The sequence below is a fragment of the Halomonas sp. HMF6819 genome, from assembly GCF_044335525.1.
Lineage (GTDB): Bacteria > Pseudomonadota > Gammaproteobacteria > Pseudomonadales > Halomonadaceae > Vreelandella.
The window spans coordinates 128,838-152,397 of sequence record NZ_JBIQVY010000007.1 but is presented as its reverse complement, the minus strand read 5'-3'; the positions used below and the strand labels follow the sequence as shown (position 1 = coordinate 152,397).

17 protein-coding genes are annotated in these 23,560 nt (G+C 62.7%); 5 read left to right on the top strand and 12 right to left on the bottom strand.

Annotated elements, in window-relative coordinates:
* Nucleotides 1–156 precede the first annotated feature (156 nt).
* From pssA to rluD, 6 genes are all read right to left on the bottom strand, one after another.
* Nucleotides 157–1,032 carry a CDP-diacylglycerol--serine O-phosphatidyltransferase gene (pssA, locus tag ACGLWX_RS16950; protein ID WP_396241481.1) on the bottom strand — a complete coding sequence of 292 codons (876 nt, stop codon included), beginning with the start codon at nt 1,030–1,032 and terminating at the stop codon, nt 157–159.
* Nucleotides 1,033–1,238: 206 nt separating this feature from the next.
* Nucleotides 1,239–1,730, bottom strand: coding sequence for an acetolactate synthase small subunit (gene ilvN / locus ACGLWX_RS16945; protein WP_252109586.1), 492 nt, complete (start codon nt 1,728–1,730; stop codon nt 1,239–1,241).
* On the bottom strand, nt 1,730–3,454 hold the full coding sequence (locus ACGLWX_RS16940; RefSeq protein ID WP_396241479.1) for an acetolactate synthase 3 large subunit: 1,725 nt from the start codon (nt 3,452–3,454) through the stop codon (nt 1,730–1,732). Before ACGLWX_RS16940 ends, ilvN begins: the two co-directional genes overlap by 1 nt.
* A 432-nt stretch (nt 3,455–3,886) precedes the next feature.
* On the bottom strand, nt 3,887–6,475 hold the full coding sequence (gene clpB, locus ACGLWX_RS16935) for an ATP-dependent chaperone ClpB (protein WP_396241477.1): 2,589 nt from the start codon (nt 6,473–6,475) through the stop codon (nt 3,887–3,889).
* Nucleotides 6,476–6,615: 140 nt separating this feature from the next.
* Nucleotides 6,616–7,383, bottom strand: coding sequence for a peptidoglycan editing factor PgeF (gene pgeF / locus ACGLWX_RS16930; RefSeq protein ID WP_252109583.1), 768 nt, complete (start codon nt 7,381–7,383; stop codon nt 6,616–6,618).
* Nucleotides 7,380–8,339 carry a 23S rRNA pseudouridine(1911/1915/1917) synthase RluD gene (gene rluD / locus ACGLWX_RS16925; protein ID WP_396241475.1) on the bottom strand — a complete coding sequence of 320 codons (960 nt, stop codon included), beginning with the start codon at nt 8,337–8,339 and terminating at the stop codon, nt 7,380–7,382. The genes pgeF and rluD overlap by 4 nt, the downstream gene beginning before the upstream one ends.
* A 162-nt stretch (nt 8,340–8,501) precedes the next feature.
* On the opposite strand from rluD, the gene ACGLWX_RS16920 reads away from it, so the two are divergent.
* Nucleotides 8,502–9,317 carry an outer membrane protein assembly factor BamD gene (locus ACGLWX_RS16920; protein ID WP_396241473.1) on the top strand — a complete coding sequence of 272 codons (816 nt, stop codon included), beginning with the start codon at nt 8,502–8,504 and terminating at the stop codon, nt 9,315–9,317.
* Between the two features lie 236 nt (nt 9,318–9,553).
* Nucleotides 9,554–11,245: a methyl-accepting chemotaxis protein gene (locus ACGLWX_RS16915; protein ID WP_396241471.1), complete on the top strand. Its 1,692-nt coding sequence runs from the start codon at nt 9,554–9,556 to the stop codon at nt 11,243–11,245.
* 81 nt (nt 11,246–11,326) lie between these two features.
* On the opposite strand, the gene ACGLWX_RS16910 is transcribed toward ACGLWX_RS16915, so the two are convergent.
* Nucleotides 11,327–12,958: an NAD+ synthase gene (locus ACGLWX_RS16910; protein ID WP_396241469.1), complete on the bottom strand. Its 1,632-nt coding sequence runs from the start codon at nt 12,956–12,958 to the stop codon at nt 11,327–11,329.
* Between the two features lie 218 nt (nt 12,959–13,176).
* On the opposite strand from ACGLWX_RS16910, the gene ACGLWX_RS16905 reads away from it, so the two are divergent.
* Nucleotides 13,177–13,437, top strand: coding sequence for a PP0621 family protein (locus ACGLWX_RS16905; protein WP_396241467.1), 261 nt, complete (start codon nt 13,177–13,179; stop codon nt 13,435–13,437).
* Here ACGLWX_RS16905 and thiO read toward each other — a convergent pair.
* Nucleotides 13,434–14,531: a glycine oxidase ThiO gene (gene thiO, locus ACGLWX_RS16900; protein WP_396241465.1), complete on the bottom strand. Its 1,098-nt coding sequence runs from the start codon at nt 14,529–14,531 to the stop codon at nt 13,434–13,436. The genes ACGLWX_RS16905 and thiO overlap by 4 nt on opposite strands.
* Nucleotides 14,532–14,641: 110 nt before the next feature.
* Here thiO and ACGLWX_RS16895 point away from each other — a divergent pair, with 110 nt between their 5' ends.
* A complete protein-coding gene (locus ACGLWX_RS16895) occupies nt 14,642–15,160 on the top strand; it encodes a GspH/FimT family pseudopilin (RefSeq protein WP_396241463.1) in 519 nt (172 codons plus the stop codon).
* On the opposite strand, the gene trxB is transcribed toward ACGLWX_RS16895, so the two are convergent.
* The gene (trxB, locus tag ACGLWX_RS16890) at nt 15,161–16,111 is read right to left on the bottom strand and encodes a thioredoxin-disulfide reductase (protein ID WP_396241461.1); all 951 of its coding nucleotides are present in this window, start codon (nt 16,109–16,111) and stop codon (nt 15,161–15,163) included. It abuts the gene before it with no gap.
* A 348-nt stretch (nt 16,112–16,459) separates the two neighbouring features.
* Between trxB and acnA the strand changes: the two genes are divergently transcribed.
* Nucleotides 16,460–19,195, top strand: a complete 2,736-nt coding sequence (gene acnA, locus ACGLWX_RS16885) for an aconitate hydratase AcnA (protein ID WP_252109574.1) — start codon at nt 16,460–16,462, stop codon at nt 19,193–19,195.
* Nucleotides 19,196–19,309: 114 nt separating this feature from the next.
* Here the strand turns inward: acnA and ACGLWX_RS16880 are convergent, their stop codons facing one another.
* From ACGLWX_RS16880 to ACGLWX_RS16870, 3 genes are all read right to left on the bottom strand, one after another.
* The gene (locus tag ACGLWX_RS16880; protein ID WP_252109573.1) at nt 19,310–20,986 is read right to left on the bottom strand and encodes an NAD-dependent malic enzyme; all 1,677 of its coding nucleotides are present in this window, start codon (nt 20,984–20,986) and stop codon (nt 19,310–19,312) included.
* A 166-nt stretch (nt 20,987–21,152) separates the two neighbouring features.
* The gene (locus ACGLWX_RS16875) at nt 21,153–22,379 is read right to left on the bottom strand and encodes a YeeE/YedE family protein (RefSeq protein ID WP_252109572.1); all 1,227 of its coding nucleotides are present in this window, start codon (nt 22,377–22,379) and stop codon (nt 21,153–21,155) included.
* Nucleotides 22,380–22,444: 65 nt separating this feature from the next.
* Nucleotides 22,445–23,476, bottom strand: a complete 1,032-nt coding sequence (locus ACGLWX_RS16870) for an AI-2E family transporter (protein ID WP_396241459.1) — start codon at nt 23,474–23,476, stop codon at nt 22,445–22,447.
* Nucleotides 23,477–23,560: the final 84 nt, after the last annotated feature.

Sequence of the window (23,560 nt, the reverse complement as noted above, 5' to 3'; positions counted from 1 at the left end):
TAACTTCCTGACAAACCGAAGGTTTTCACCTTCATTCACCGCCTGAAACGTTGTGCGTCCCCGGCAGCGGATGCGTACTTTACGGATTCACCGCCGAGAGCGCAAGGGCTTTTTTCAAAAAGATGCGCACCGACATCAGGGCGTCACATAGCGGTATCAGGCACGCCCCTTCTTGCCGCCGTTTTTAGCCTTGCGCATCACAGCGTGTACCGGCCCGGACAGCACGTAGGCGCCGAACAGTAGCAGCAGCATAGCGGATGGCTCGACCGAGATCATCACGAAACCGAGCACCACCGCTAGCAGCACCACAAACGGCACCGGCTTTTTGAAGTCGAGTTCCTTGAAGCTGTAGTAGCGGATATTGCTGACCATCAGGATGCCCGCCGCACCCACCAGCACCAGCATCAAAAGCTTGAAGCCGAAAGCGTCGGCGTCGAAGCTGTGAAAGGTCCAGACGCTGGCCGCGACCACTGCCGCTGCCGAGGGGCTCGGCAGGCCGATGAACCACTTCTTGTCGGTGCTGCCGATCTGGACGTTGAAGCGGGCAAGCCTTAACGCGGCGCAGGCTACGTACAGAAAGGCGACGACCCAGCCGGTCTTGCCGATATCCTGCAAAATCCAGCTAAAGGCCACCAGCGCCGGCGCCATACCAAACGAGATCATGTCAGCGAGGCTGTCGTACTCGGCGCCGAAAGCGCTTTGGGTATTGGTCATGCGCGCCACGCGCCCATCCAGGCCGTCGAGCACCATGGCGATGAAAATAGCGATGGCCGCCGAGCTGAAATCGCCGTTGATACCGGCCACCACGGCAAAGAACCCGGAAAATAGCGCCGAGGTGGTGAAGAGATTGGGCAGCAGATAAATACCCTTGCGGCGAATTTTTTTGCCGTCCTCGACGGACTCCTCGACCACCTCGGTTTCACGTAGAAACGCCGTGGCAAGGTCTTCGTTGCTCACCGATTCGCTATCGCGGTCGGGTTTGTAAGACGGCGGCGTATGTCCTGGCTCTTGATCGTGAGCGTCCTGATTCATGTGCGTCATCCCTAATTTGAAATCGTTTGTAGGCCAGTTTTCATTCTACACGCTACCCGGCCGGCGGCTACCGCGATTGCGGCCATCGCCACAGCCTGGCCCAAACGCCGGCGGAGCGCGACAACCAGCACGCCGCTATGCCTGCGAAGCGCTGACAAAAAAGCCGCCCCGTGGGGCGGCTTTTAAACGCAAGTGAAAAGCGAGCGCTAAAGCGACAGCACCTTGTCGCCCCGAGCGATACCGGAAACCCCGGTACGTGCCACTTCGAGAATGCCCACCGGCGCCATAGCCTGCAGGAACGCGTCGAGCTTGGCGGCATCGCCGGTGATCTGCACGGTGTAGAGGCTCGGCGTGACATCCACCACTTGGGCGCGGAAGATGTCGACCGTGCGCTTGACCTCGTCGCGGGCAGCGCCCAGCGCTTTCACTTTCACCAGCATCAGTTCGCGCTCGATGTGGTTGCCCTCGGTCAAATCCACCAGTTTGACCACGTCGATCAGCTTGTTGAGGTGCTTGGTGATCTGCTCGATCACACGATCGTCACCCACGGTGGTGACCGTCAACCGCGAGAGTGACGGATCATCGGTGGGTGCGACGTTGAGCGTTTCGATGTTGAAGTTACGCTGAGAAAACAAGCCCACCACACGTGATAGCGCACCCGGTTCGTTTTCCAGAAGAATCGAGATGATATGACGCATCAGGTACGCTCCGTTTTGGACAGCAGCATGTCACGCATCGCGCCGAGCGGCACTTGCATCGGATAGACGTGCTCGAAGGGGTCGACCTTGATATCGAGGAACACCAGTTCGTGCTTGTCCTCGAAGGCGCGGGCCAGCGCTGGCTCCAGCTCCTCTTTCGTGGTCACGGTAATTGCGGTGAACCCGTAGGCCTCGATCAGGAGATGGAAGTCCGGCAAGGATTCCATGTAGGAGTGGGCGTGACGCGACTTGTAGTTCAAGTCCTGCCACTGGCGCACCATTCCAAGCGACTGGTTGTTAAGGTTGACGATCTTCACCCCTACCCCGTACTGCTTACAGGTAGAGAGCTCCTGCATCATCATCTGAAAGCTGCCTTCGCCGGTGATGCAGACCACGTCATCGTCGGGGTAGCTTTTCTTGATCCCCATGGCCGCCGGGAAGCCAAAGCCCATGGTACCCAAGCCACCGGAGGTGATCAGCCGGTTGGGCTTGTCGAACTTGTAGTACTGGGCGGCAAACATCTGGTGCTGGCCGACATCTGTGGTGACGAACGCCTCTCCCCGGGTCACGCGGCAAAGCGCCTCGACCACTTCCTGAGGTTTGAGCGCCTCACCGGCGTTCGACGGCTCATAGAGCTTGCCTTCACGCTCGGCGCGCCAGCCGTCGATCTTCTCCCACCACTCGCCAAGCGCGTCGGTGTTTTCCACCGTGCGCCCTTGAACGAGGCTGATCATCTCGTCGATGACTCCGGCGGCAGGGCCGACGATCGGCACGTCCGCGCGCACGGTCTTTGAGATCGAGCTCGGGTCGACGTCGACGTGAACGATTTTCGCCGTGGGGCAGAACTTCGAGGTGTTGTTGGTCACACGGTCGTCGAAGCGCGCGCCGATGGCGATGATCAGATCGGCGTGGTGCATGGCCATGTTGGACTCATAAGAGCCGTGCATACCAAGCCACCCCAAACACTGCTTGTCGCTTTGCGGGTAGGCACCGATGCCCATGAGCGTGGTGGTGATCGGAAAGCCGAGCTTTTGAACCAGATCGGTCAGGCCTTCGCTGGCACGGCCCGTGACCACGCCGCCGCCGGTGTAGAACACCGGGCGCTTGGCCTTGAGCATCAACTCGACGGCCTTTTTAATCTGACCAGTGTGGCCGCGGCTGACCGGGTTGTAGGAGCGCAGCTTGACCTTTTTCGGGTAAGCGTACTCGTAGCGCTCGGTAGGCGCGGTCATGTCCTTCGGAATATCGACCACCACCGGGCCCGGGCGGCCGGTCGAGGCGAGATAGAACGCCTTTTTCAGCACGTCCGGAATCTCACTGGGGTGACGAATCGAGAAGCTGTGCTTCACGATCGGGCGGGTCACGCCAATGATATCGGTTTCCTGAAACGCGTCTTCGCCGATCAGATGGCTCATGACCTGGCCGCACAGCACGACCATGGGAATGGAGTCCATGTAGGCGGTGGCGATGCCGGTCACGGCGTTGGTCGCGCCGGGCCCGGAGGTCACCAGTACCACGCCGGGCTTGCCGGAGGCGCGGGCGTAGCCGTCGGCGGCGTGGGTCGCCGCCTGCTCGTGGCGCACCAGAATGTGTTTGACATCGTCCTGGCGGAAGAGCGCGTCATAGATATGCAGCGCCGCCCCACCGGGGTACCCATAAATGTATTCGACGCCCTCGTCTTTCAAGAAGCGGGCGATCATGTCTGCGCCGGAAAGCAGTTCCACAGTAATTCTCCCCTAAAGGTCTCGAGTGCGATCCGCAGATGGCTGCGGGGTCGAGTGCGGCGGTATGCCGCTGCCGGCGATGCCGACACCTGATGCCAAACCCTGGCATACGGCCCGGTTAGGGCCAGCACTCTCATCGGAGGCCGTGTTGAAACGGCCTCCTTTCGCGGCGGTTCACCGCGTCGGGGCATTGGCCAGGCCAAGCGGTTGACTTGAGCCCGGAAGTCCTTCGGCGGGTAAAGGCGAAAGCCTACCCTTCACGCGGGGATAGGGGGTTACCCGTGGGGTCCGCGTCCGCAAATCAGGAACCCACAAGATTCCAATAGCGCCTCTTGCCTGTCAACCTTTCATCGCCCCAAACCGGGGCGGGTGCACCAAAACAAAAACCCCGCCGGCAGGCCGGCGGGGTCGGGTCGATCGCGTCAAGCGCTATCAGGTGAAGACCAGCCTGCCCTCCTCAGCGCTGACGTGGATGGTCGCCCCCGGCGCGTACTTGCCGGCGAGCAGGTCCTGAGCCAGCGGGTTTTCGATCCGGCTCTGGATCGCTCGCTTGAGCGGGCGCGCCCCGAACACCGGGTCGAAACCGACCACCGCGAGCTGCGCCATGGCCTCATCGCTGACCTCGAGACTCAGGCCATGCTCGGCCAAGCGCGCCTGCAGACGCTCGAGCTGAATCGAGGCGATCGCCTGGATCTGCGCCTGACCAAGGGCATGGAACACCACCACTTCGTCGATGCGGTTGATGAGTTCCGGGCGGAAGTGATTGCCCACCACGTCCATCACCGCCTCCTTCATCGCATCATAGCCGGCGTCGTCGCTGGCCTCACCGCCCATACGCTGGATGATGTCCGAGCCCATGTTCGAGGTCATCACGATCACGGTGTTGCGAAAATCTACCGTGCGGCCCTGGCCATCGGTCAGGCGTCCGTCCTCCAGCACCTGCAGCAGGATGTTGAACACGTCCGGGTGCGCCTTTTCCACCTCGTCGAGCAGCAGCACCGAGTAGGGCTTACGGCGCACGGCTTCGGTCAGGTAGCCGCCCTCTTCATAGCCCACGTAGCCGGGAGGCGCGCCGATCAGCCGCGCCACGGAGTGCTTCTCCATGAACTCGGACATGTCGATGCGCACCATCGCCTCCTCGGTATCGAAAAGGAAGTTGGCCAGCGACTTGCAAAGCTCGGTCTTGCCCACCCCGGTCGGGCCGAGAAACAGAAACGAGCCGTTGGGCCGGTTCGGGTCGGCAAGCCCCGCCCGCGAGCGGCGTACCGCGTTGGCGACCGCCTCGACCGCTTCCTCTTGGCCGATCACGCGCTCGTGCAGCGCCTCTTCCATACGCAGAAGCTTGTCGCGCTCGCCTTCGAGCATTTTCGAGACCGGAATGCCGGTCCAGCGTGAAACGACCTCGGCGATCTCTTCTTCAGTGACGTTGGAGCGCAGCAGCTGGTGGCTGGCGATATCCGCCTCGCCTTCGCCGCTCTCCGCGATCTTCTTCTCGAGCTCGGGAATCTTGCCGTACTGGATTTCGGACATGCGGCCAAGGTCGCCCTGGCGGCGAGCCTGCTCGAGATCCAGACGCGCCTGCTCGAGTTCGGCCTTGAACTGGGCGGCGCCCTGAATGCTGGCTTTTTCGGCCTTCCAGATCTCGTCGAGGTCGGCGTACTCGCGTTCCAGCTCATGGATGTGATCGTTCAGCGCCTCGAGGCGTTTGCGGGTCGCCTCGTCGGTCTCTTTCTTGAGCGCCTCACGCTCCATTTTGAGCTGGATTAGGCGCCGGTCGAGGCGGTCCATCGATTCGGGCTTGGAATCGAGCTCCATGCGGATGCGCGAGGCCGCCTCGTCGATCAAATCGATCGCCTTGTCCGGCAGCTGGCGGTCGGTGATGTAGCGGGTCGAGAGCTTCGCCGCGGCGATGATTGCGGAATCCGTGATCGCCACGCCGTGGTGCACCTCGTAGCGCTCCTTCAAGCCGCGCAGGATGGCGACGGTGTCCTCTTCCGAGGGCTCGTCGACCAGCACCTTCTGGAAGCGGCGTTCGAGCGCGGCGTCCTTTTCGATGTACTTGCGGTACTCGTCGAGCGTCGTTGCGCCCACGCAGTGTAGCTCGCCGCGGGCCAGTGCGGGTTTGAGCATGTTGCCGGCGTCCATCGCGCCGTCGGCCTTGCCGGCACCGACCATGGTGTGCAGCTCGTCGATGAACAGGATCACCCGCCCCTCTTCCTGGGCGAGCTCCTTGAGCACCGACTTCAAACGCTCCTCGAACTCGCCGCGAAACTTCGCGCCGGCAAGCAAAGACCCCATGTCCAGCGACAGCACGCGCTTGTCCTTGAGCCCTTCCGGCACCTCGCCATCGACGATACGACTGGCCAACCCCTCGACGATGGCGGTCTTGCCCACGCCGGGCTCGCCGATCAATACCGGGTTGTTCTTGGTGCGCCGCTGAAGCACCTGAATCGTGCGGCGAATCTCGTCGTCGCGGCCGATCACCGGGTCGAGCTTGCCTTCGAGCGCCCGCTGGGTGAGGTCAAGGGTGTACTTGTTGAGCGCCTCACGCTGATCCTCGGCGTTGGCATCACTCACACTCGCGCCGCCGCGAAGGCTCTCGATCGCGCTTTCGAGATTTTTACGCTCGATGCCGGCCTCTTTCATCGCCTTCGCCACCGCGCCGCCGGCCTCCAGGGCGGCGAGCAGCACGAGTTCGCTGGCAATGAACTGGTCGCCGCGCTTTTGCGCTTCGCGGTCGGTGAGGTTGAAAAGCTTCACCAGATCGCGCGAGGGCTGCACATTGCCATCGAACTGGCTGACCTTTGGCAGGTCGTCGAGCTGACGTTTGAGCGCGTCGCGCAGCCGTGAACTCGCCCCACCGGTCTTGTCGATGAGCGCCTTGATACCGGTGTCGCGGGTATCGAGCAAGGAGAGCAGAAGGTGAACGGGCTCGAGCTGGTTATGGCCCTGGCCGACGGCAAGGGACTGCGCCTCGGCAACGGCGGACTGGAGCTTCGCGGTGAATTTATCGAATCGCATGGCATTCTCCTGGGATGGCCACGCGGTTGGACGCGCGGCGTGGCCCTGAACGGTTTCAATTTGCCAGAAAGTTTGGCTTGACAAATTAAATGGTGCCGATTCAGGGCGCTTTCAAGAGGTCATGCAGGGTTAAATTCGACTCACGCCGGGTCGTTGGCGAGCCAGATGACGCTGGCCATGCGCCCGGTGCGCCCCGAGTCACGGCGATAGGAGTAAAAGCGCGACTCGCAAGCGGTACAGAAGTGGCCGCCGCTGATGTGGTGAATGCCCAGGGTCGCCAGGCGAAAGCGCGCCAGCCGGTAAAGATCGGCCATGTAGTGGTTGAGCCGGTAGGGGCTGTGCTCGAAGGCGTCCGCGCTTTCCGGATGCGCACCGACGAAGGCGCCGTACACCTCCGGGCCGACCTCGAACTGGGCGTTGGAGATCGCCGGGCCCAGCCACACCAGAATGTCGTCGGCGTCGCAGTTCATCGCCGCGACCGTCGCCTCCAGCACGCCGCTGGCAAGCCCGCGCCAGCCGGCGTGGGCCACCGCTACCTGGCTGCCCTGGCGGTTACAGAAAAACACCGGCAGGCAGTCGGCGGTAAGCACCACGCAGGCGTACTCGCTAGTCGTTGCGATCGAGGCGTCCGCCTTGGGTGGGCTCGCTTGAAAGCTCTGCTGCACGCGGGCGCTGTGAATCTGGTCGAGCCACAACAGCGGGCGGTCGTCGCCGATCTCCTTTTGCAGCAGGCGCCGGCAAAGCGCCACGTGATCCGGATGATCGCCGACATGATCCGCCGGATTGAAGGCGGCGAAGTCGTTCTGGCTGGGGCCGGTTTCGCGGGTAGTGACGAAGCCGCGAACGTTGTCCGGCGCCGGCCAGTCCGGCACCACCTTACTCGGGTGCAGGTCGATGGCATCGCTCATCGTTTGGTCTCGCTATCGTCGCGCAGGTAATCCAGCAGCATCAAAAGCTCGTCGGGCAGCGACGCTCTAAAGGTCATGGGCTCTTCGCTGACCGGATGAATGAAGCTTAGCTTGCGCGCGTGCAGCGCCTGCCGGGGGAACTCGCGCAGGATTTCCTTCAACTGCTCGCCGGCGCCTGGCGGAAGGCGTGCGCGCCCGCCGTAGAGCGGGTCGCCGATCAGCGGGTAGCGGGCGTGGGCCATGTGCACGCGAATCTGGTGAGTGCGCCCGGTTTCGAGCTGGCAGCGCACGTGGGTGTGGGCGCGAAAGCGCTCGACCACGCGGTAGTGCGTGACGGCGGGCTTGCCCGAGGCGGTCACAGCCTGGCGCTTGCGATCCTTTGGGTGGCGGCCGATCGGCGCGTCGATCGTGGCGCCGGATACGGGCTTGCCGATCACCACCGCGTCGTACTGGCGCGAGACGCTTCGCGCCTGCAGCTGTTCGACCAGCCGGGTTTGGGCGGTCAGGGTCTTGGCCACCATCATCAGGCCCGTCGTGTCCTTGTCCAGCCGGTGGACGATCCCCGCCCGGGGGATCTCGGCAAGCGACGGGCAGTGAAACAGCAGCGCGTTCAAAAGCGTCCCGTCCGGGTTGCCTGCCGCCGGGTGCACCACCATGCCCGCGGGCTTGTTGAGCACGATAACCGCCTCGTCTTCGAACACGATATCGAGGGCGATCTCCTGGGCGGCGAAGCGCGTATCCTCCTCGAGGGTGGCGCAAAGGCGCAGGGTCTCCAGGCCGTGAAGCTTTGCCTTGGGTTTGGCGGTCGCGCCGTCCACGGTCAGCTCGCCGCCATTGATCCACGCTTTCAAGCGCTCGCGAGAGTATTCGCTGAACAACTCCGCCGCCGCCTGGTCCAGGCGAGCGCCCGCAAGCGCGGCGGGCACCTGGTGTGTGGCTTCGATGATGTGCGACATGCAGAACCTCTTAGGACGCAGACCCGAGCAGCAAAACGCGGTGATGCCTGCGTTTTGCGCCAAGGTGTTTTATAGTGGGCCAATTGCGACCTATTCTACCATTTCTACTTATGGCCATCTTCGCTTTTCGGTGATTGAGGCTTGTTTGCAACGAGGATGATGATGCGCGTTTTCTCCACTGCCCACCGCTTTGGCGCCGTAGCCTTGAGCCTTGCTCTACTGGCCGGCTGTGCCAGCAATAGCAACAACGATGACGCCGCCGAGCAGGATGAGGCCGAGTTCTCCAACGTCCAGGAGCGCGAGCTCTACGAGCTTGCCCGCACCGCGCTTGAAGACAACCGCTACCCCATCGCCATCGACCGCCTGGAAGCGCTCGACACTCGCTATCCCTTCGGCGCCCACGCCGAGCAGGCCCAGCTCGAGCTGATCTACGCCTACTACGAAAACGGCGATTGGGAAGAGGCGCGCGCTGCGGCCAGCCGCTTCATCCGTTTGCAGCCGGATCATCCTCAGGTCGACTATGCCTACTACCTGCGCGGGCTCTCCGCCTGGCAGGCCGGGCGCTTCAGCCTCGAGCGCCTGCGCCTGATCGACATTTCCAAGCGCGACCTGGGCGCCTCGCGGGACGCCTACAACGATTTCCGCGAGCTGATCCAGCGCTTCCCGCAAAGCGAATATGCCCCGGATGCCCAGCAGCGCATCGTCTACCTGCGTGAGCTTTTGGCCCAGCACGAGCTGCACGTGGCGGACTACTATCTGCGCCGCGGCGCGTATCTTGCCGCCGTCGAGCGCGGACGCTGGGTGATCGAAAACTTCCCCGAGGCCAACGCCACCCGCGACGCCCTGGCCACCATGATCGAAGGCTACCAGGGCATGGGCATGAACGACCGCGCCGAGGAAGTGCTCGCTGTGCTGCGTGAAAACGACCCGAATCACGAGCAGCTTCGCGGCGGACGTTTCGTGCCCAAGCACGGCTAATCCCCGCGCTGATAGCACTCGATAAAGCCCCTGATCGGCCAAGCGCCGGCCAGGGGCTTTTTTGTGGGCAAGCTTAGCGCCACTTGCCTATTCTCGAAAACTTCTGGCGGCCTTCCCAACTGGTACTTTTTAACTAACGATAATAAAAAAATATCAAAAAATGTTATGCAATATATGTACATCATTATAATATTGCATCAGCCAATAACAGCTATCGCTTCAAGGGAATTGTACGCATGTCCGCTCAACGCCAGCTAAAAATCAGTACCCGCCTCACCATCGCTTTCTCGATTCTGCTCTTTTTTCTTGCCGCGCTCACCGCCATCGGGATCTATCAGGTGGGCCAGATCAACCGTGACCTGGCCGAGATCAACGACGTCAATGCCGTCAAGCAGCGCCATGCCATTGACTGGCGCGGCAGCGTTCACGACCGGGCCATTGCCCTTCGCGATCTCGTCATTACCGCGACGGAAAATCAGTACCGCGACCTGAGTAGCGAAATCCAGCGGCTTCAGGACAACTACTTAAACGCCTCTCAGGAAATGGCGGAGATCACCCGCGAATACCCGGGCCCAGCTGAGGAAGCGCGCATTATCGAGAGCGTTCAGGCGCAGCAGGCATTAGCGCTCGAGCTGACCGAAGCGGTGGTCGGCGCGCGGCTGGCGGGCGACTTCGCCCAGGCGCAAACGCTTTTGATCGAACGAGCGGGGCCGGCGTACGCCGAGTGGCTGTCGCTTATCAACCAGTTCATCGACCTGCAGGAGCGGCTCAACAACGTCACCACCGACCACGCCCGAAACGCTGCCTCGAGCTTTCAAAACCTCATGCTCGGCCTGACCCTGCTGGCGCTGATCATCGGCGGGCTCATGGCGTTTTGGCTGTCGCGCCAGCTCTTGGGCGAACTGGGCGCCGAGCCCTTCGAAGTCCAAACGTTTTCCAACGCCATCGGTAACGGCAATCTGGCCGTGGCGAACGAGCGTCACAACAAGCGCGAACGAGGCATCATGGCCTCGCAAGTGGCCATGGCAAAGCAGCTCGAGGAGATCGTATTGAAAGTGCGCGGCTGTGCCGAGGCGGTGGCCAGCAACAGCGAGCAGATCGCCGAAGGCAATACCAACCTCGCCTCGCGCACCGAGCAGCAGTCAAGCGCTCTGGCCCAAACCGCGGCCGCCATGGAGCAGCTCAACAGCACCGTGACCCAGAACGCCGACAACGCCGAACGGGCAAGCCTGGAAGCGACGCAGGCGACCGCCACCGCTGCCCAGGGCGGCAAGGCGGTTCGTGAAATGACCACGACCATGAACGAGCTGGACCAAAGCTCCCAGGAGATTTCCGGCATTATCTCGACCATCGACGCGATCGCCTTTCAGACCAACATTCTGGCGCTGAACGCCTCGGTAGAGGCGGCACGCGCCGGCGAACACGGCCGCGGCTTTGCGGTGGTGGCCGGCGAAGTGCGCAATCTCGCCCAGCGAAGCGCCAGCGCGGCCAAGGAGATCAACGAGCTGATTTCGAAAAACCTCGAGCGCGTCAAACACGGCAACGAACGCGCAAGCCTGGCGCGTCAGTCTACCGAAGAGATTATCGGCGCCATCGAGCGGGTCAACGTCATCATGAACGAGATCAGCAGCGCCAGCGCCGAGCAGAGCGCCGGCGTACGCGAGATCAACCAGGCCGTTTCCGAAATGGATCAAATGACCCAGGACAACGCCAACCTGGTCAGCGAGAGCGCCAGCGCTTCCAATACGCTGCGCCACAATGCTCGGGAGCTCATAAACGCCATGCAAACGTTCAAACTCCCCGCCTCGACCTCAGCCTCGACCCCCACCGCGCCGGTATCGTCCGCCAGAGCCTTGGCCGCGACTCGCAACACGGCTTCCAAACCGCTCGTTCAGAGCCCCACGGAGCCCGCCTGGGAGAGCTTCTAACTTTTCATCGCTTTCTAACGCAAACAAGCCAGGCAATGCCTGGCTTGTTTTATGATTAAGGGCCGTTCACCGCGCGACTATTCAGTCGCCGGGCTGCCAGCCGTTGACGATCGGGTAGCGACGGTCGCGGCCAAAGCCCCGGGCGGTGACGCGCACGCCGACCGGCGCCTGACGGCGCTTGTACTCGCAGCGGTCCACCAGTTTGACCACCTGATAGACGTCGGCCTCTGTAAAGCCCTCGTTGATGATCGCCTCGGCACTCATGTCGCCTTCGATATAGCGCGACAGAATCGCGTCGAGCACGTCGTAATCTGGCAGCGAGTCGCTGTCCTGCTGGTCCGGGGCGAGCTCGGCGCTCGGCGCGCGTTTGATCACGCGCTCCGGCACCGCCGGCGACTGCGTATTGCGCCAGCGCGCCAGTTTGTACACCCAGCTCTTGTAGACATCCTTGATGGCGTTGTAGCCGCCGACCATGTCGCCGTAGAGCGTGGCGTAGCCCACCGCCATCTCGCTCTTGTTGCCGGTGGTTAGCACCATCAGCCCTTTCTTGTTGGAGATCGCCATGAGCAGCACGCCGCGACAGCGCGACTGCAGGTTCTCCTCGGTGGTGTCGCGCTCGGCACCGGCGAAGCTATCAGACAGCGTTTGGGTAAACGCCTCGACCATCGGCGCGATCGGCATGACGTCATATTCGACGCCGAGCATTTCGGCCTGCTGCGCGGCGTCCTCTTTCGAGATGTCCGCGGTGTAGTGATACGGCATCATCACCGCCTGCACTCGCTGTGGGCCGAGCGCGTCCACCGCGATCGCCAGTGACAGCGCCGAGTCGATGCCGCCGGAAAGCCCCAGCACCACGCCCTTAAAACCGCTCTTGTTGACGTAGTCGCGAAGCCCGGTGACCAGCGCGCAGTAGAGACTCTCCTCGGGTGATACCGCCTCTTCGATCTCGCCGGCCTCCGGCACCCACGCACCGTCAGACTCGACGAAGCTCACCGGCATCAGCCCGGCCTGCCAGTAAGGAGCAAGCACCTTGAGCGCGCCGCTTGCATCGATCACGCTCGAGCCGCCGTCGAACACCAGCTCGTCCTGCCCGCCGATGGTGTTGACGTAGACGATCGGCCGGCTCACCGCGCGGGCGCGCTGCTCGAAAAGCGCCAGCCGCTCGCTGGGCTTCTCCTGGTGATAGGGCGAGGCGTTGAGCGTGACCAGCACGTCGGCGCCGGCCTCCTTCGCCGCTTCGATCGGCGCGCTTTCCCACAGATCCTCGCAGATCAAAAGGCCGAGCCTTGCGCCCTTGTGTTCGAACACCAGCGGCTCGCGCCCGGCGGTGAAGTAGCGCTGCTCGTCGAACACCTGGTAATTGGGCAGCGCCTGCTTGGCGTACTCCGCCTGCCACTGCCCGTTGTAGAGCACGCCGGCCAGATTAAACCGCTTGCCGTCTCTCACGCCCGGGTAGCCGATGATCACTAGAACGTCGCGGGCGACTTTCTCGGCCATGGTGGCCCGGGCCTTTGCAAGGCGCGACTCCATCGAGGCCCGCAGCAACAGATCCTCCGGCGGGTAGCCGGTCAAAAACAGCTCGGGAAAGACCACCACGTCCGCCCGGTGCTCGATACGCGCCTCGCGAACGGCTTCGATCGCCTTGGCGGCGTTACCGGCAATATCCCCGACCAGTGGGTCGAGTTGGGCCATGACCAGCGTTAACTCTTGCATGGGGGGTAAAATCTCTTGAGAATCCTTGAAACATACCGTTTGGACGCGAAGCGCTCAAAAGCATACGGCGCTTGCTCGCCTCCAAACCGTACCGGGTCGCCCGCATTGTCCCGCAAGGGCTCGCCGCTGGCAAAGGGCGTGGGGCACGGTTAAGCACCTCGAGCGCCGGCGCCAGTGCGCACCCCGGTTACCCCCGTCCCGTTGGGAGCGATAAAAGGATGAACCTGTTGATCATTCGGCTACTTATTTTTGCGCTGGTGTTTTATATCGGCTTGAAGCTCTACGGCCGGTACCGTCAGCACAAACTGGCAAAAGATGAGACACCCCGGCGCGTGGAAGGCGGCGCCATGGTGCGCTGTCGCTGGTGCGAGGTGCACGTGCCGGAAAGCGAAGCGCTGCGCTTCGAGGAGAAGTGGTTCTGCTCCAGCGCCCATCGAGAGCGCTACATCGAGGAGCAGAAAAAGGATGATCCGGCCTAAAGCACTAGCCGCTCTTCGGTCGGCACAAAGGGCGCCGGGTCGATCAGCGGCGAGCGCTCCAACAGTGTATCGACCAGCAGATGCGTCGACGCCGGCGCCAGCACCAGCCCGTTGCGATGATGCCCGGCGTTGATATAAAGCGAGGAGTATCCGGGCACCGCGCCGATAAAGGGAAGCCCGTTTGGTGAGCCCGGCCGTAGCCCCGCCCAGTGGTGCGCTACCGGATAGCCGGCGAGCGCCGGCACGATCTCCTCGGCGCTTTGAACGAGCGAGGCGCGGGCGGCTTCATCGGTGGTCTTGTCGAACCCGGCCTCTTCGAGCGTCGACCCCACCAGCAGCAGGCCGTCACCTCGCGGAATGATGTAGCGCCCATCCTTGAGCACGACGCGCTCGACGAGCCCCTTCGGCGCTTGGTAGGCGATCATCTGCCCTTTCACCGGGCGCACCGGAAGCTCGATGCCAAGTGGCGCCAAAAGCGCCGCCGTCCAAGCCCCGGCGCAGAGCACTACGCGCGGCGCTCGCTGCTTGCCCGCCTGCGTCTCGATGCCCGTTACCTGACCGTGCTCGACGACCAGCCCGCCGACCTGTTGATGCTCGAAAAGCGCAACGCCCGGCATGGCCTCAAGCCGGGCGCGCAGCGCCTGGCCGAGTCGCGGATTGCGCACGCTTCCCAGGGTCGGCATCCAAAGCGCGCGATCGGCCGGGGCGGCCTGGGGCTCTTTCTCGGCCACGAAGGCGCGGCTGACGCGCTCCAAAGGCTTGCCGAACTGGCGCGACCAATTGAGTGCCGCCTCGTCGTCCTCGACGCTCAGGTACAAAAGCCCTTTCTGGCGATACTCCGGGTCGATGCCGGTCTCTTCCAGCAGGCGTAGCGCAAGCGTGGGGTAGGCGCCTTCCGACCAGCGCGAAAGCGTTGAGATCGCCGGGCCGTGACGCCAGGGATAAAGCGGTGAGACGATACCGCCGCCGGCCCAGGACGCTTCCTGACCGCACACGCCACGCTCGACGATCGACACCGTTTGGCCGGCGTCCGCCAATTGAAGCGCGGTCATCATGCCGATAACCCCGCCGCCTACAATCAAGAAATCGCTCACGATAACCGTTCCTTATTTCCTACACGCGTCTGCGCTCGCGCCTACCTTCTCCGATTCGAAGGCTGATTAATCTAGCATCAGGACACTCGGCGCCTTAGGAGGGCCGACTCATGCCTCGTTTGCTTAAGCGCTCACCCGCTGCAGGCGGCTTTACCCTGCTGGAGCTGGTCGTCGCGCTGCTCATCACCGCCATTTTGACCCACGGGGCGTACTTTCATCTTCAAGCCCTTGGTCATGCCGTCGCGCTCAAAAGTGAGATCAACCGTTTTCAGCGGGCGTTTTCGCTGGCGCGCAATACGGCCATTACCCAGCGAAGAACCGTCACACTTTGCCCCATCACCCAAGCGCGCCGGTGCAGCGATGACTGGAGCCAGCCGCTGGCGGTCATCGAAACCGCGCTCGATGGGGAGCGTGCGTCGCGGCGCGTGGTGCGTATCTTTCCCACGCACCCTGACAGTGACATCACCTACAACCGGGGCTGGAGGCAGGTGCGCTACACGCCGCTGGGCCACGCCAGCGGCTTCAACGGGACGTTTTATCTGTGTACTGGCGCCGACACCGGCCGGGTGCTCGTACTGAGCCAGCTCGGCCGGCTTCGAGTCAACGAGCAGCGTCTGGACTGCTCCTGATCAGGCGATGCCGTCCAGATAGCGCTCGGCATCAAGCGCTGCCATGCAGCCGCTGCCCGCCGAGGTGATCGCCTGGCGGTAGATATGGTCCATGACGTCGCCGCAGGCGAACACGCCGGGCACGCTGGTCGCGGTAGCGTTGCCTTCAAGCCCGGAATTGACGGTAATGTAGCCGCCCTTCATCGCCAGCTGCCCCTCGAAGATGCCGGTGTTGGGGCTGTGGCCGATGGCGATGAACAGCCCCGGCGCGTGCAATTCCTTGATCGTGCCGTCGAGCGTGGACTTCAAGCGCACGCCGGTCACGCCGCTGCCGTCGCCCAACACCTCGTCGACCTGCTGGAACCACTCGAGCGCAATGCTGCCCGCCTCGACCTTCTCCAACAGCTTGTCCTGGAGGATCTTCTCTGCGCGCAGCGTATCGCGGCGGTGTACCAGCGTCACTTTGGAGGCGATGTTGGAAAGATAGAGCGCCTCTTCCACGGCGGTGTTACCCCCGCCGACCACCACGACTTCCTGATTGCGATAGAAAAAGCCGTCGCAGGTCGCGCAGGCGGAAACGCCTTGGCCCATGAACTGCTGCTCGGTGGGCAGCCCCAGGTAGCGGGCGCTGGCGCCGGTGGCGATGATCAACGCGTCGCAGGTGTAGGTGCCGCTATCGCCCTTGAGGGTATAGGGCTTTTCGCTCAGGTTGACTTCGCTGATATGGTCGAACAGCACCTCGGTGTTGAAGCGCTCGGCGTGGGCCTGCATTTTTTCCATCAGCGCCGGGCCCTGAATGCCCTCGGCTTCGCCGGGCCAGTTGTCCACGTCGGTCGTCGTGGTTAGTTGCCCGCCGGCCTGAAGCCCGGTGATGAGCACCGGCTTCAGGTTGGCGCGAGCGGCGTAAACCGCCGCGGTGTACCCGGCAGGCCCGGAGCCGAGAATGATCAAACGTTCATGACGCGTTTCCATGACACCACCTATAAATCTCGATAAAACCGATGACCCCACCAGCCATGCGCTGGTAGCGGTCGAAAATAGACAAGAGAGTCTGCCTGAAATGGCGTCGAGTACAAGCAATTACAAGGCCCGCGCTCATCCATTGGGTGTGGCGCGCTTGAAAGCCCGGATTAAAATGCCCATGTACCATTAACAAGTACCATTAATAAGCTAGGCTTTACACAACGACCCATCGCGGCGGAAAAAAGGCCTGGCGCCAAAAGAGCGCCACCGAATGCGCGCTTATTTAGGGCCTGAACATGACTTACCGTGGCACTGCAAAAGCCTAAAAACGCCCAGCTATCAAGAGAGGAGCATGGAATGAGCAAGATCCCCGATACGCTCAGCACCCTGGAGGTAGGCAATCGCTCTTACGCCTACTACAGCTTGCCCAAAGCGGCCGAGTCGCTTGGCAATATTGAACGGCTACCCAAGACTCTAAAAATTCTGCTGGAGAACCAGCTACGCTTCGGCGACGACGAAAGCGTCGAAAACGACGATCTGCAGGCGCTCGTCGATTGGCAGAAAGAGGGCAAATCGAGCCGCGAAATCGGCTACCGCCCGGCCCGCGTTCTCATGCAGGATTTCACCGGCGTGCCCGGTGTGGTCGATCTGGCCTCGATGCGCGACGCGGTCGAAAAGCTCGGCGAAGACCCGGCACGTATCAATCCGCTTTCGCCGGTGGACCTGGTCATCGACCACTCGGTCATGGTCGACGAATTCGGCCATGCCACGGCGTTCGATGAAAACGTCGAAATCGAAATGGAGCGCAACCGCGAGCGCTACGAATTTCTGCGCTGGGGCCAACAGGCCTTCGACAACTTCAAGGTCGTCCCGCCGGGCACCGGTATCTGCCACCAGGTCAACCTGGAGTACCTAGGCAAATCGGTCTGGACCAAGGAAGAAGACGGCAAAACCTACGCCTTCCCCGATACGCTGGTCGGTACCGACTCGCACACCACCATGATCAACGGCCTTGGCGTACTCGGCTGGGGCGTGGGTGGCATCGAGGCAGAAGCTGCGATGCTTGGCCAGCCGGTGTCGATGCTGATTCCCGAAGTCATCGGTTTCAAGCTCGAAGGCAAGCTGCAGGAAGGCATTACCGCAACGGATCTCGTGCTGACCGTCACCGAAATGCTGCGCAAGAAAGGCGTGGTCGGCAAGTTCGTTGAGTTCTACGGCGACGGCCTAAAGGATTTGCCGCTGGCGGACCGCGCGACGATCGCCAACATGGCGCCTGAGTACGGCGCGACCTGCGGCTTCTTCCCGGTGGACGACGAAACCCTGAACTACATGCGTCTGACCGGCCGTGATGACGACCAGATCGCGCTGGTGAAAGCCTACTGCCAGGAGCAGGGACTGTGGCGCGAGCCCGGCGACGAGCCGGTCTTTACCGACGCCCTGGGTCTCGACATGAGCACCGTCGAGGCGAGCCTGGCCGGGCCCAAGCGCCCGCAGGATCGTGTATCGCTCAAGAACTTGCCCGACGCCTTCAACAAGGTGATGGAGGACGACGGCAAGCTCGAGCAGAACACCGAAACCGGCAAGCTCGCCTCCGAAGGCGGCCAGACCGCGGTGGGTATCGAGCGAAGCTTCGAGCACAACGACAGCCAGGACGTGGCCTACAACGGCCAGAACTTCCGCCTTAACCCGGGCGCGGTCGTGATCGCCGCGATCACTTCCTGCACCAACACCTCCAACCCGAGCGTGATGATGGCCGCAGGCCTTCTGGCGCGCAAGGCGCGGGAGAAAGGCTTGGAAACCAAACCCTGGGTCAAGACCTCGCTGGCGCCAGGCTCCAAGGTCGTTACCGACTACTTGGCCGCGGCAGAGTTGAACGAGGATCTGGACGCGCTAGGCTTTAACCTGGTGGGCTACGGCTGCACCACCTGTATCGGCAACTCTGGTCCGCTGCCCGAGGAGATCGAAAAAGCAATCAACTCCGGCGATCTGGCCGTGGCCTCGGTGCTCTCGGGTAACCGCAACTTCGAAGGCCGCGTGCATCCGCTGGTGAAAACCAACTGGCTCGCGTCACCGCCCCTGGTGGTCGCCTACGCCCTGGCCGGCAACGTGCAGTGCAACCTGGTTGATGAACCGCTCGGCGATGACGCCGACGGCAACCCGGTCTACCTGAAGGATATCTGGCCCTCCCAGGCCGAGATCGCCGAGGCGGTCGAGAAGGTCAACACCGACATGTTCCGGAAGGAGTATGGCGAGGTGTTCGAAGGCGACGAGACTTGGAAAGCGATCAACGTGCCGGAAAGCCAGGTGTACGAGTGGCCGGAGTCCACCTACATTCAGCACCCGCCGTTTTTCGAGGGCATGGGCCGCGAGCCGGAGCCCACCGAAGACGTCAAAAACGCCCGGGTGTTGGCAATGCTCGGCGACTCGGTGACGACCGACCACATCTCGCCGGCGGGGTCGATCAAGCCGGACAGCCCCGCCGGGCGCTATTTGCAGGAGCATGGCGTCAAGCCGGTGGACTTCAACTCCTACGGCTCGCGGCGCGGTAACCATGAAGTGATGATGCGCGGCACCTTCGCCAACGTACGCATTCAAAACGAGATGCTCGATGGCGTGGTCGGCGGCGAAACTCGCCACGTGCCGAGCGGCGAGCAGATGGCCATCTATGACGCGGCCATGAAGTATCAGGAAGAAGGCACGCCGCTGGTCGTGATCGCCGGCAAGGAGTACGGCACCGGTTCGAGCCGCGACTGGGCCGCCAAGGGTACGCGCTTGCTCGGCGTGCGCGCGGTGCTGGCGGAGTCCTACGAGCGTATCCACCGCTCCAACCTGATCGGCATGGGCGTGGTACCGCTGCAGTTCCCCGAAGGTGAAGGCCGCCAAAGCCTGGGGCTGACCGGTGATGAGGAGGTTTCGATCGAGGGACTTTCCGATCTAAGCCCGGGCTCGAACGTGAAGGTCACCATCAAAAACGGCGACGGCGAGCGCACCATCGAGGCGAAATGCCGTATTGATACGGTGAACGAACTGGCGTACTACCGTCATGGTGGTATTCTTCACTACGTGCTGCGCAAGATGATCGGCGCAGCCTAAGCAGTAGATAAACCCAATGCTTGCATGCCCTCACCTCGGTGGGGGCTTTTTTTTCGCCCATAAAAAAGCGCCGCTGCCAGGGCAGCGGCGCTGGGGCCTACGCGGCGTGAAGGCTTACACGGCGCGGCGGCGGTACTCGCGGTAGTCCGGGTCCCAGCTCGCGCTTTCGATATCGCGACGAAGCTGGGTGCCGCTGGTGGTCAGCGCCACGCCGTTGTGCTGGGCGGTGGCGGCCACCTCGAAGGCGATCGACTGGCTGATCTCGCGGATTCTGGACAGCGGCGGCAAAAGCGCCCCTTTGCCCTCCTTGACCAGCGGCGCTTCGCGCGCCAGCGCCCGGGAGGCGCTCATCAGCATCTCATCAGTCACGCGGTGAGCTTTCGCCGCGACCACGCCCAGGCCGATGCCAGGGAAGATATAGGCGTTGTTGCACTGGGCGATCGCGTAGGTGCGCCCGTTGTACACCACCGGCGCGAAGGGGCTGCCGGTGGCGACCAGCGCCTGGCCATCGGTCCAGCGAATCACGTCTTCCGGTAGCGCTTCTGCCTGAGAGGTCGGGTTGGAGAGCGGCATGATCACCGGATTCTCACAGCCGGCGTGCATGGTACGCACCACCTGCTCGGTGAAGATACCGCGCTGGCCGCACACGCCGATCAGCACAGTCGGTTTGATCCGGGCGATGGTCTCCTCTAGCCCCTGCCCATTCCAATCCTGTACCAGCGACGGGTCGTGGGCCAGCCGGCGCTGGAAATCGCGCTGCCAGCTCTGATCCGAAGTCATCAATCCGTCGCGGTCGATGACGTAGATGCGCTCGCGCGCTTCGCGCTCCGAAAGCCCTTCGGCCTGCATCGCGACCACCACCTGCTCGGCGATGCCGCAGCCGGCGGAGCCGCCGCCGACGAACACCACCCGCTGCTTGGCGATACTCTCTTCCCGGGCGTGGCAGGCGGCCATCAGCGTGCCGACGACCACCGAGGCGGTGCCCTGTACGTCGTCGTTGAAGCAGCAGAGTTCGTTGCGGTAGCGCTCCAGAAGCGGCACGGCGTTGGCCTGGGCGAAATCCTCGAACTGCAGCAGCACGTTGGGCCAGCGGCGCTTGACCGCGGCGATGAAGTCCGCCATGAAGGCGTCGTACTCGTCCTGCCCAACCCGCTCGTGGCGCCAGCCCATGTACATCGGGTCATCCAGCAGCGCCTGATTGTTGGTACCCACGTCGATCATGATCGGCAGCGTATAGGCCGGGCTGATGCCGCCGCAAGCGGTGTAGAGGGCCAGCTTGCCGATCGGAATCCCCATGCCGCCGATGCCCTGGTCGCCGAGGCCCAGAATGCGCTCGCCGTCGGTGACCACGATCACCTTGACGTTGTCCTTAGTGGCGCTGCGCAGGATGTCGTCCATATGCTCGCGATCCGGGTAGCTGATAAAAAGCCCCCGGTGATTACGATAGATATTGGAAAACTCCTGACACGCCTTGCCGACCGTCGGGGTATAGATGATCGGCAGCATCTCCTCGAGATGCTCGGAGACCAGCCGGAAGTAGAGCGTTTCGTTATCGTCCTGAATCGCTCGCAGGAAAATGTGGCGGTCCAGGTCGTTATGGCACTGCTGGTACTGGCGGTAGCTACGCTCGAGCTGGTCTTCGATGGTCTCGACCTTCTGCGGCAGCAAACCGATCAGGTTGAACGCGAGTCGCTCCTTTTGAGTAAACGCACTGCCTTTGTTCAATAGCGGCATCTCGAGCAGGGAAGGACCGGCGTAAGGAATGTACAAGGGGCGTTTGCTTTCAGTCATGGGGCTCTCTTCTCGTCCATTACTGCTGCAGCGCAGCAATATCAAGCGTTTACAGTATGACGGCGTAATGTACCACGCTACTACGACAAAGGTGGCACGCGCATCTACTTAGCGCAAAAAAATGCCCCGCTTTTTGGGCGGGGCACGAGACATCAATCAGTTAGCGTCAGGCGGTTTTCGCTTTCGGCTTGCGCCCTTCCACTCCGCTGAAAAACAGCGGCCGCATTTTGACCCCCAGCATGTTGCCGGCGAAGGCCGCGGCCATCCAGACCCAGCCGTGCAGGCTACCCGAGGCGATGCCACTAAAGTAGGCGCCGATGTTGCAGCCAAAGGCGAGCCGCGCGCCGTAGCCGAGCATCAGCCCGCCGAGGATGGCCGCCACCACCGAGCGAATCGGAATGTTGAAGTTCGGCGCAAAGCGCCCGGCCAGATGCGCCGCCGCCAGCGCCCCCAGCATGATGCCGATGTTCATTACCGTGGTGATATCCGAAAAGATACTGGCGTTGAGCGCCGCTTCATTGGAGGCAGACTGCCAGTAGCCCCACTGGCTAACGTCGCCGCCGATGAATTCGAACACCTTTGCGCCCCACAGCGCAAAAGCCGAGGTAATGCCCCAGGGGCGGCCCGCCAGCGCCAGCGTGGCGAAGTTCAAAAGCGCTAGCGCCACGGCCCCGGCGTACAGCGGCCAAGGCCCCGCCAGCCAGCGCTCGCGCAGTGGCCGCGTGACGGCCGGCGCCTTTTCGAGCTGACCGTGACGGCGGCGCTCCAGCACCAGCGTGGCCGCGGCGATCGCGGCAAAGATCACCAGGCTAATGGCGATGCCCACGCTCGGGCCTGCCACATCGACGAGTGACACCGGCGCGAACGCCGGCAGGCTCTGCCACCAGGCGAAGTGCGCGGTGCCGATAACCGAGCCGACCACGAAGAACAGCAGCGTGATCAGCATGCGCGCGTTGCCGCCACCGGCGGTGAAGAGCGTGCCCGAGGCGCAGCCGCCACCTAGCTGCATGCCGAGCCCGAAAATGAACGCGCCGACCACCACGGACACGCCGATGGGCGCAACGAAACCGGCCACCGGCGTACCGGAGAGCGTACCCGCGCCGAGGGCGGGGAAAAACAGCACGACGGCAATGGCGAGCATGACCATCTGCGCGCGCAGGCCCCGGCCGCGGCGCTCGGTAATGAACGCCCGCCAGGCCGCGGTAAAACCGAAAGCGGCGTGATAAAGCACGACGCCAAACAGCGCGCCGATGATCATCAAAAGCCCGGTATTGGCGCTAAAGAACACGCCGATCAATAGCGCACCGATCACCGTCGCCGCCATGGCGATCAGCGGCACCCGGTACTTGTTGGAGAATGTTTCGGCCTCCGGTGAGGCAGACGTGGTCGACATGATGCACCCTCGATGGTTGAGCGTTGATTCCAAGCGCTGATTATAAAACCGGGCAGCGTTTTGGCCTATTCGACAGGACTCTGGTCGCCCTCTTCGCGCTGAACGTAGAGCTCGTTGATCAACACGAAACCGATCACGGTCAGCGGCGCAGCCAAGAGCACCCCGGCGACGCCGAACAGCGTGCTGGCGGCGAATAGCGAAAACAGCAGCATCGCCGGCGGTAGGCTCACCGCGTGCTGCTGCACCAGCGGCTGCAGCACGTTGCCCTCGATCTGCTGGATGATCACGTAAGCGATCAGCGCGAACAGCGCGGTTTGAGGACTGACCGTATAGGCGAGCAAAAGTGCCGGCACCGCGGCAATCAAGGGCCCTACCAGCGGTACGAAATCCAGCACACCGGCAATTAGCCCAAGCCCCAGCGGAGCGGGCACGCCGATCAACCACATGCTCACACCGACCAGAATGCCGGTACCTGCCATAGCAACCAACTGACCACCGAGCCAGAACCGCAGCGCCTTGCCGCTGGCATCCAGCGCATCGGCCAGCTTGCTGCGGCTTTTGATCGGCGCGAGCAGCAACAGCCCGTGACGGTAAACGCTGGGCTGGGCGGCGAAGTAGATCATCCCCACGATCAGCGCGAAGAAGTTCACCAAGCTGCCCCCCATCGACACCACCACCATGCCGAACTGGGCGATACCGTTTTCGAACATCGATCCGGCGCGCTCGCCGGCATTGTCCATCAATGGCTCCAGAGGCGTGCCCTGAAGCCGCTCCTGGAGCTGCTCCCAAGCGTCGGGCAGAAGCGACGTTAGCGCCTCGAGCTCGGAGGCGACCTGAGAGCCGAAAGCCAAGCTAATGCCGGCCAGCAGCAGCGTCAGCCCGACCACCACGATCATAAGCGCCAGCCAGCGCGGCATTCCGCGCTTGAGCAGCGGCGTCATGCAGGTTTGCAGGATACAGGCCCCGACCACCGCGCCGAAAATCAACAGCAACAGCCCCACGAGCTTCCAAAGCACCAGCGCCACGACCGCCAGCGCCAGCGCCAGCACGATCATCGCCTTTTCGGTAAACGTTTGATGACGGTACGTTGATTGCATTCACTCATTCCCTTGTTGATGCGGTGACCCTGTAGGCGCGCGGCGTCCTACTCATCGCGTCCCTGCCGCCTGACTGTAGCTTAT

Bases quoted from the DNA above. Each gene is read 5' to 3' on its own strand.
- pssA (WP_396241481.1), bottom strand. From the start codon at position 1,032: ATGAATCAGGACGCTCACGATCAAGAGCCAGGACATACGCCGCCGTCT.
- ACGLWX_RS16905 (WP_396241467.1), top strand. From the start codon at position 13,177: ATGAACCTGTTGATCATTCGGCTACTTATTTTTGCGCTGGTGTTTTAT.
- ACGLWX_RS16875 (WP_252109572.1), bottom strand. From the start codon at position 22,379: ATGTCGACCACGTCTGCCTCACCGGAGGCCGAAACATTCTCCAACAAG.
- ACGLWX_RS16895 (WP_396241463.1), top strand. From the start codon at position 14,642: ATGCCTCGTTTGCTTAAGCGCTCACCCGCTGCAGGCGGCTTTACCCTG.
- ACGLWX_RS16910 (WP_396241469.1), bottom strand. From the start codon at position 12,958: ATGCAAGAGTTAACGCTGGTCATGGCCCAACTCGACCCACTGGTCGGG.
- ACGLWX_RS16880 (WP_252109573.1), bottom strand. From the start codon at position 20,986: ATGACTGAAAGCAAACGCCCCTTGTACATTCCTTACGCCGGTCCTTCC.
- ilvN (WP_252109586.1), bottom strand. From the start codon at position 1,730: ATGCGTCATATCATCTCGATTCTTCTGGAAAACGAACCGGGTGCGCTA.
- ACGLWX_RS16870 (WP_396241459.1), bottom strand. From the start codon at position 23,476: ATGCAATCAACGTACCGTCATCAAACGTTTACCGAAAAGGCGATGATC.
- rluD (WP_396241475.1), bottom strand. From the start codon at position 8,339: ATGTCGCACATCATCGAAGCCACACACCAGGTGCCCGCCGCGCTTGCG.
- ACGLWX_RS16920 (WP_396241473.1), top strand. From the start codon at position 8,502: ATGCGCGTTTTCTCCACTGCCCACCGCTTTGGCGCCGTAGCCTTGAGC.
- pgeF (WP_252109583.1), bottom strand. From the start codon at position 7,383: ATGAGCGATGCCATCGACCTGCACCCGAGTAAGGTGGTGCCGGACTGG.
- clpB (WP_396241477.1), bottom strand. From the start codon at position 6,475: ATGCGATTCGATAAATTCACCGCGAAGCTCCAGTCCGCCGTTGCCGAG.
- acnA (WP_252109574.1), top strand. From the start codon at position 16,460: ATGAGCAAGATCCCCGATACGCTCAGCACCCTGGAGGTAGGCAATCGC.
- trxB (WP_396241461.1), bottom strand. From the start codon at position 16,111: ATGGAAACGCGTCATGAACGTTTGATCATTCTCGGCTCCGGGCCTGCC.
- ACGLWX_RS16915 (WP_396241471.1), top strand. From the start codon at position 9,554: ATGTCCGCTCAACGCCAGCTAAAAATCAGTACCCGCCTCACCATCGCT.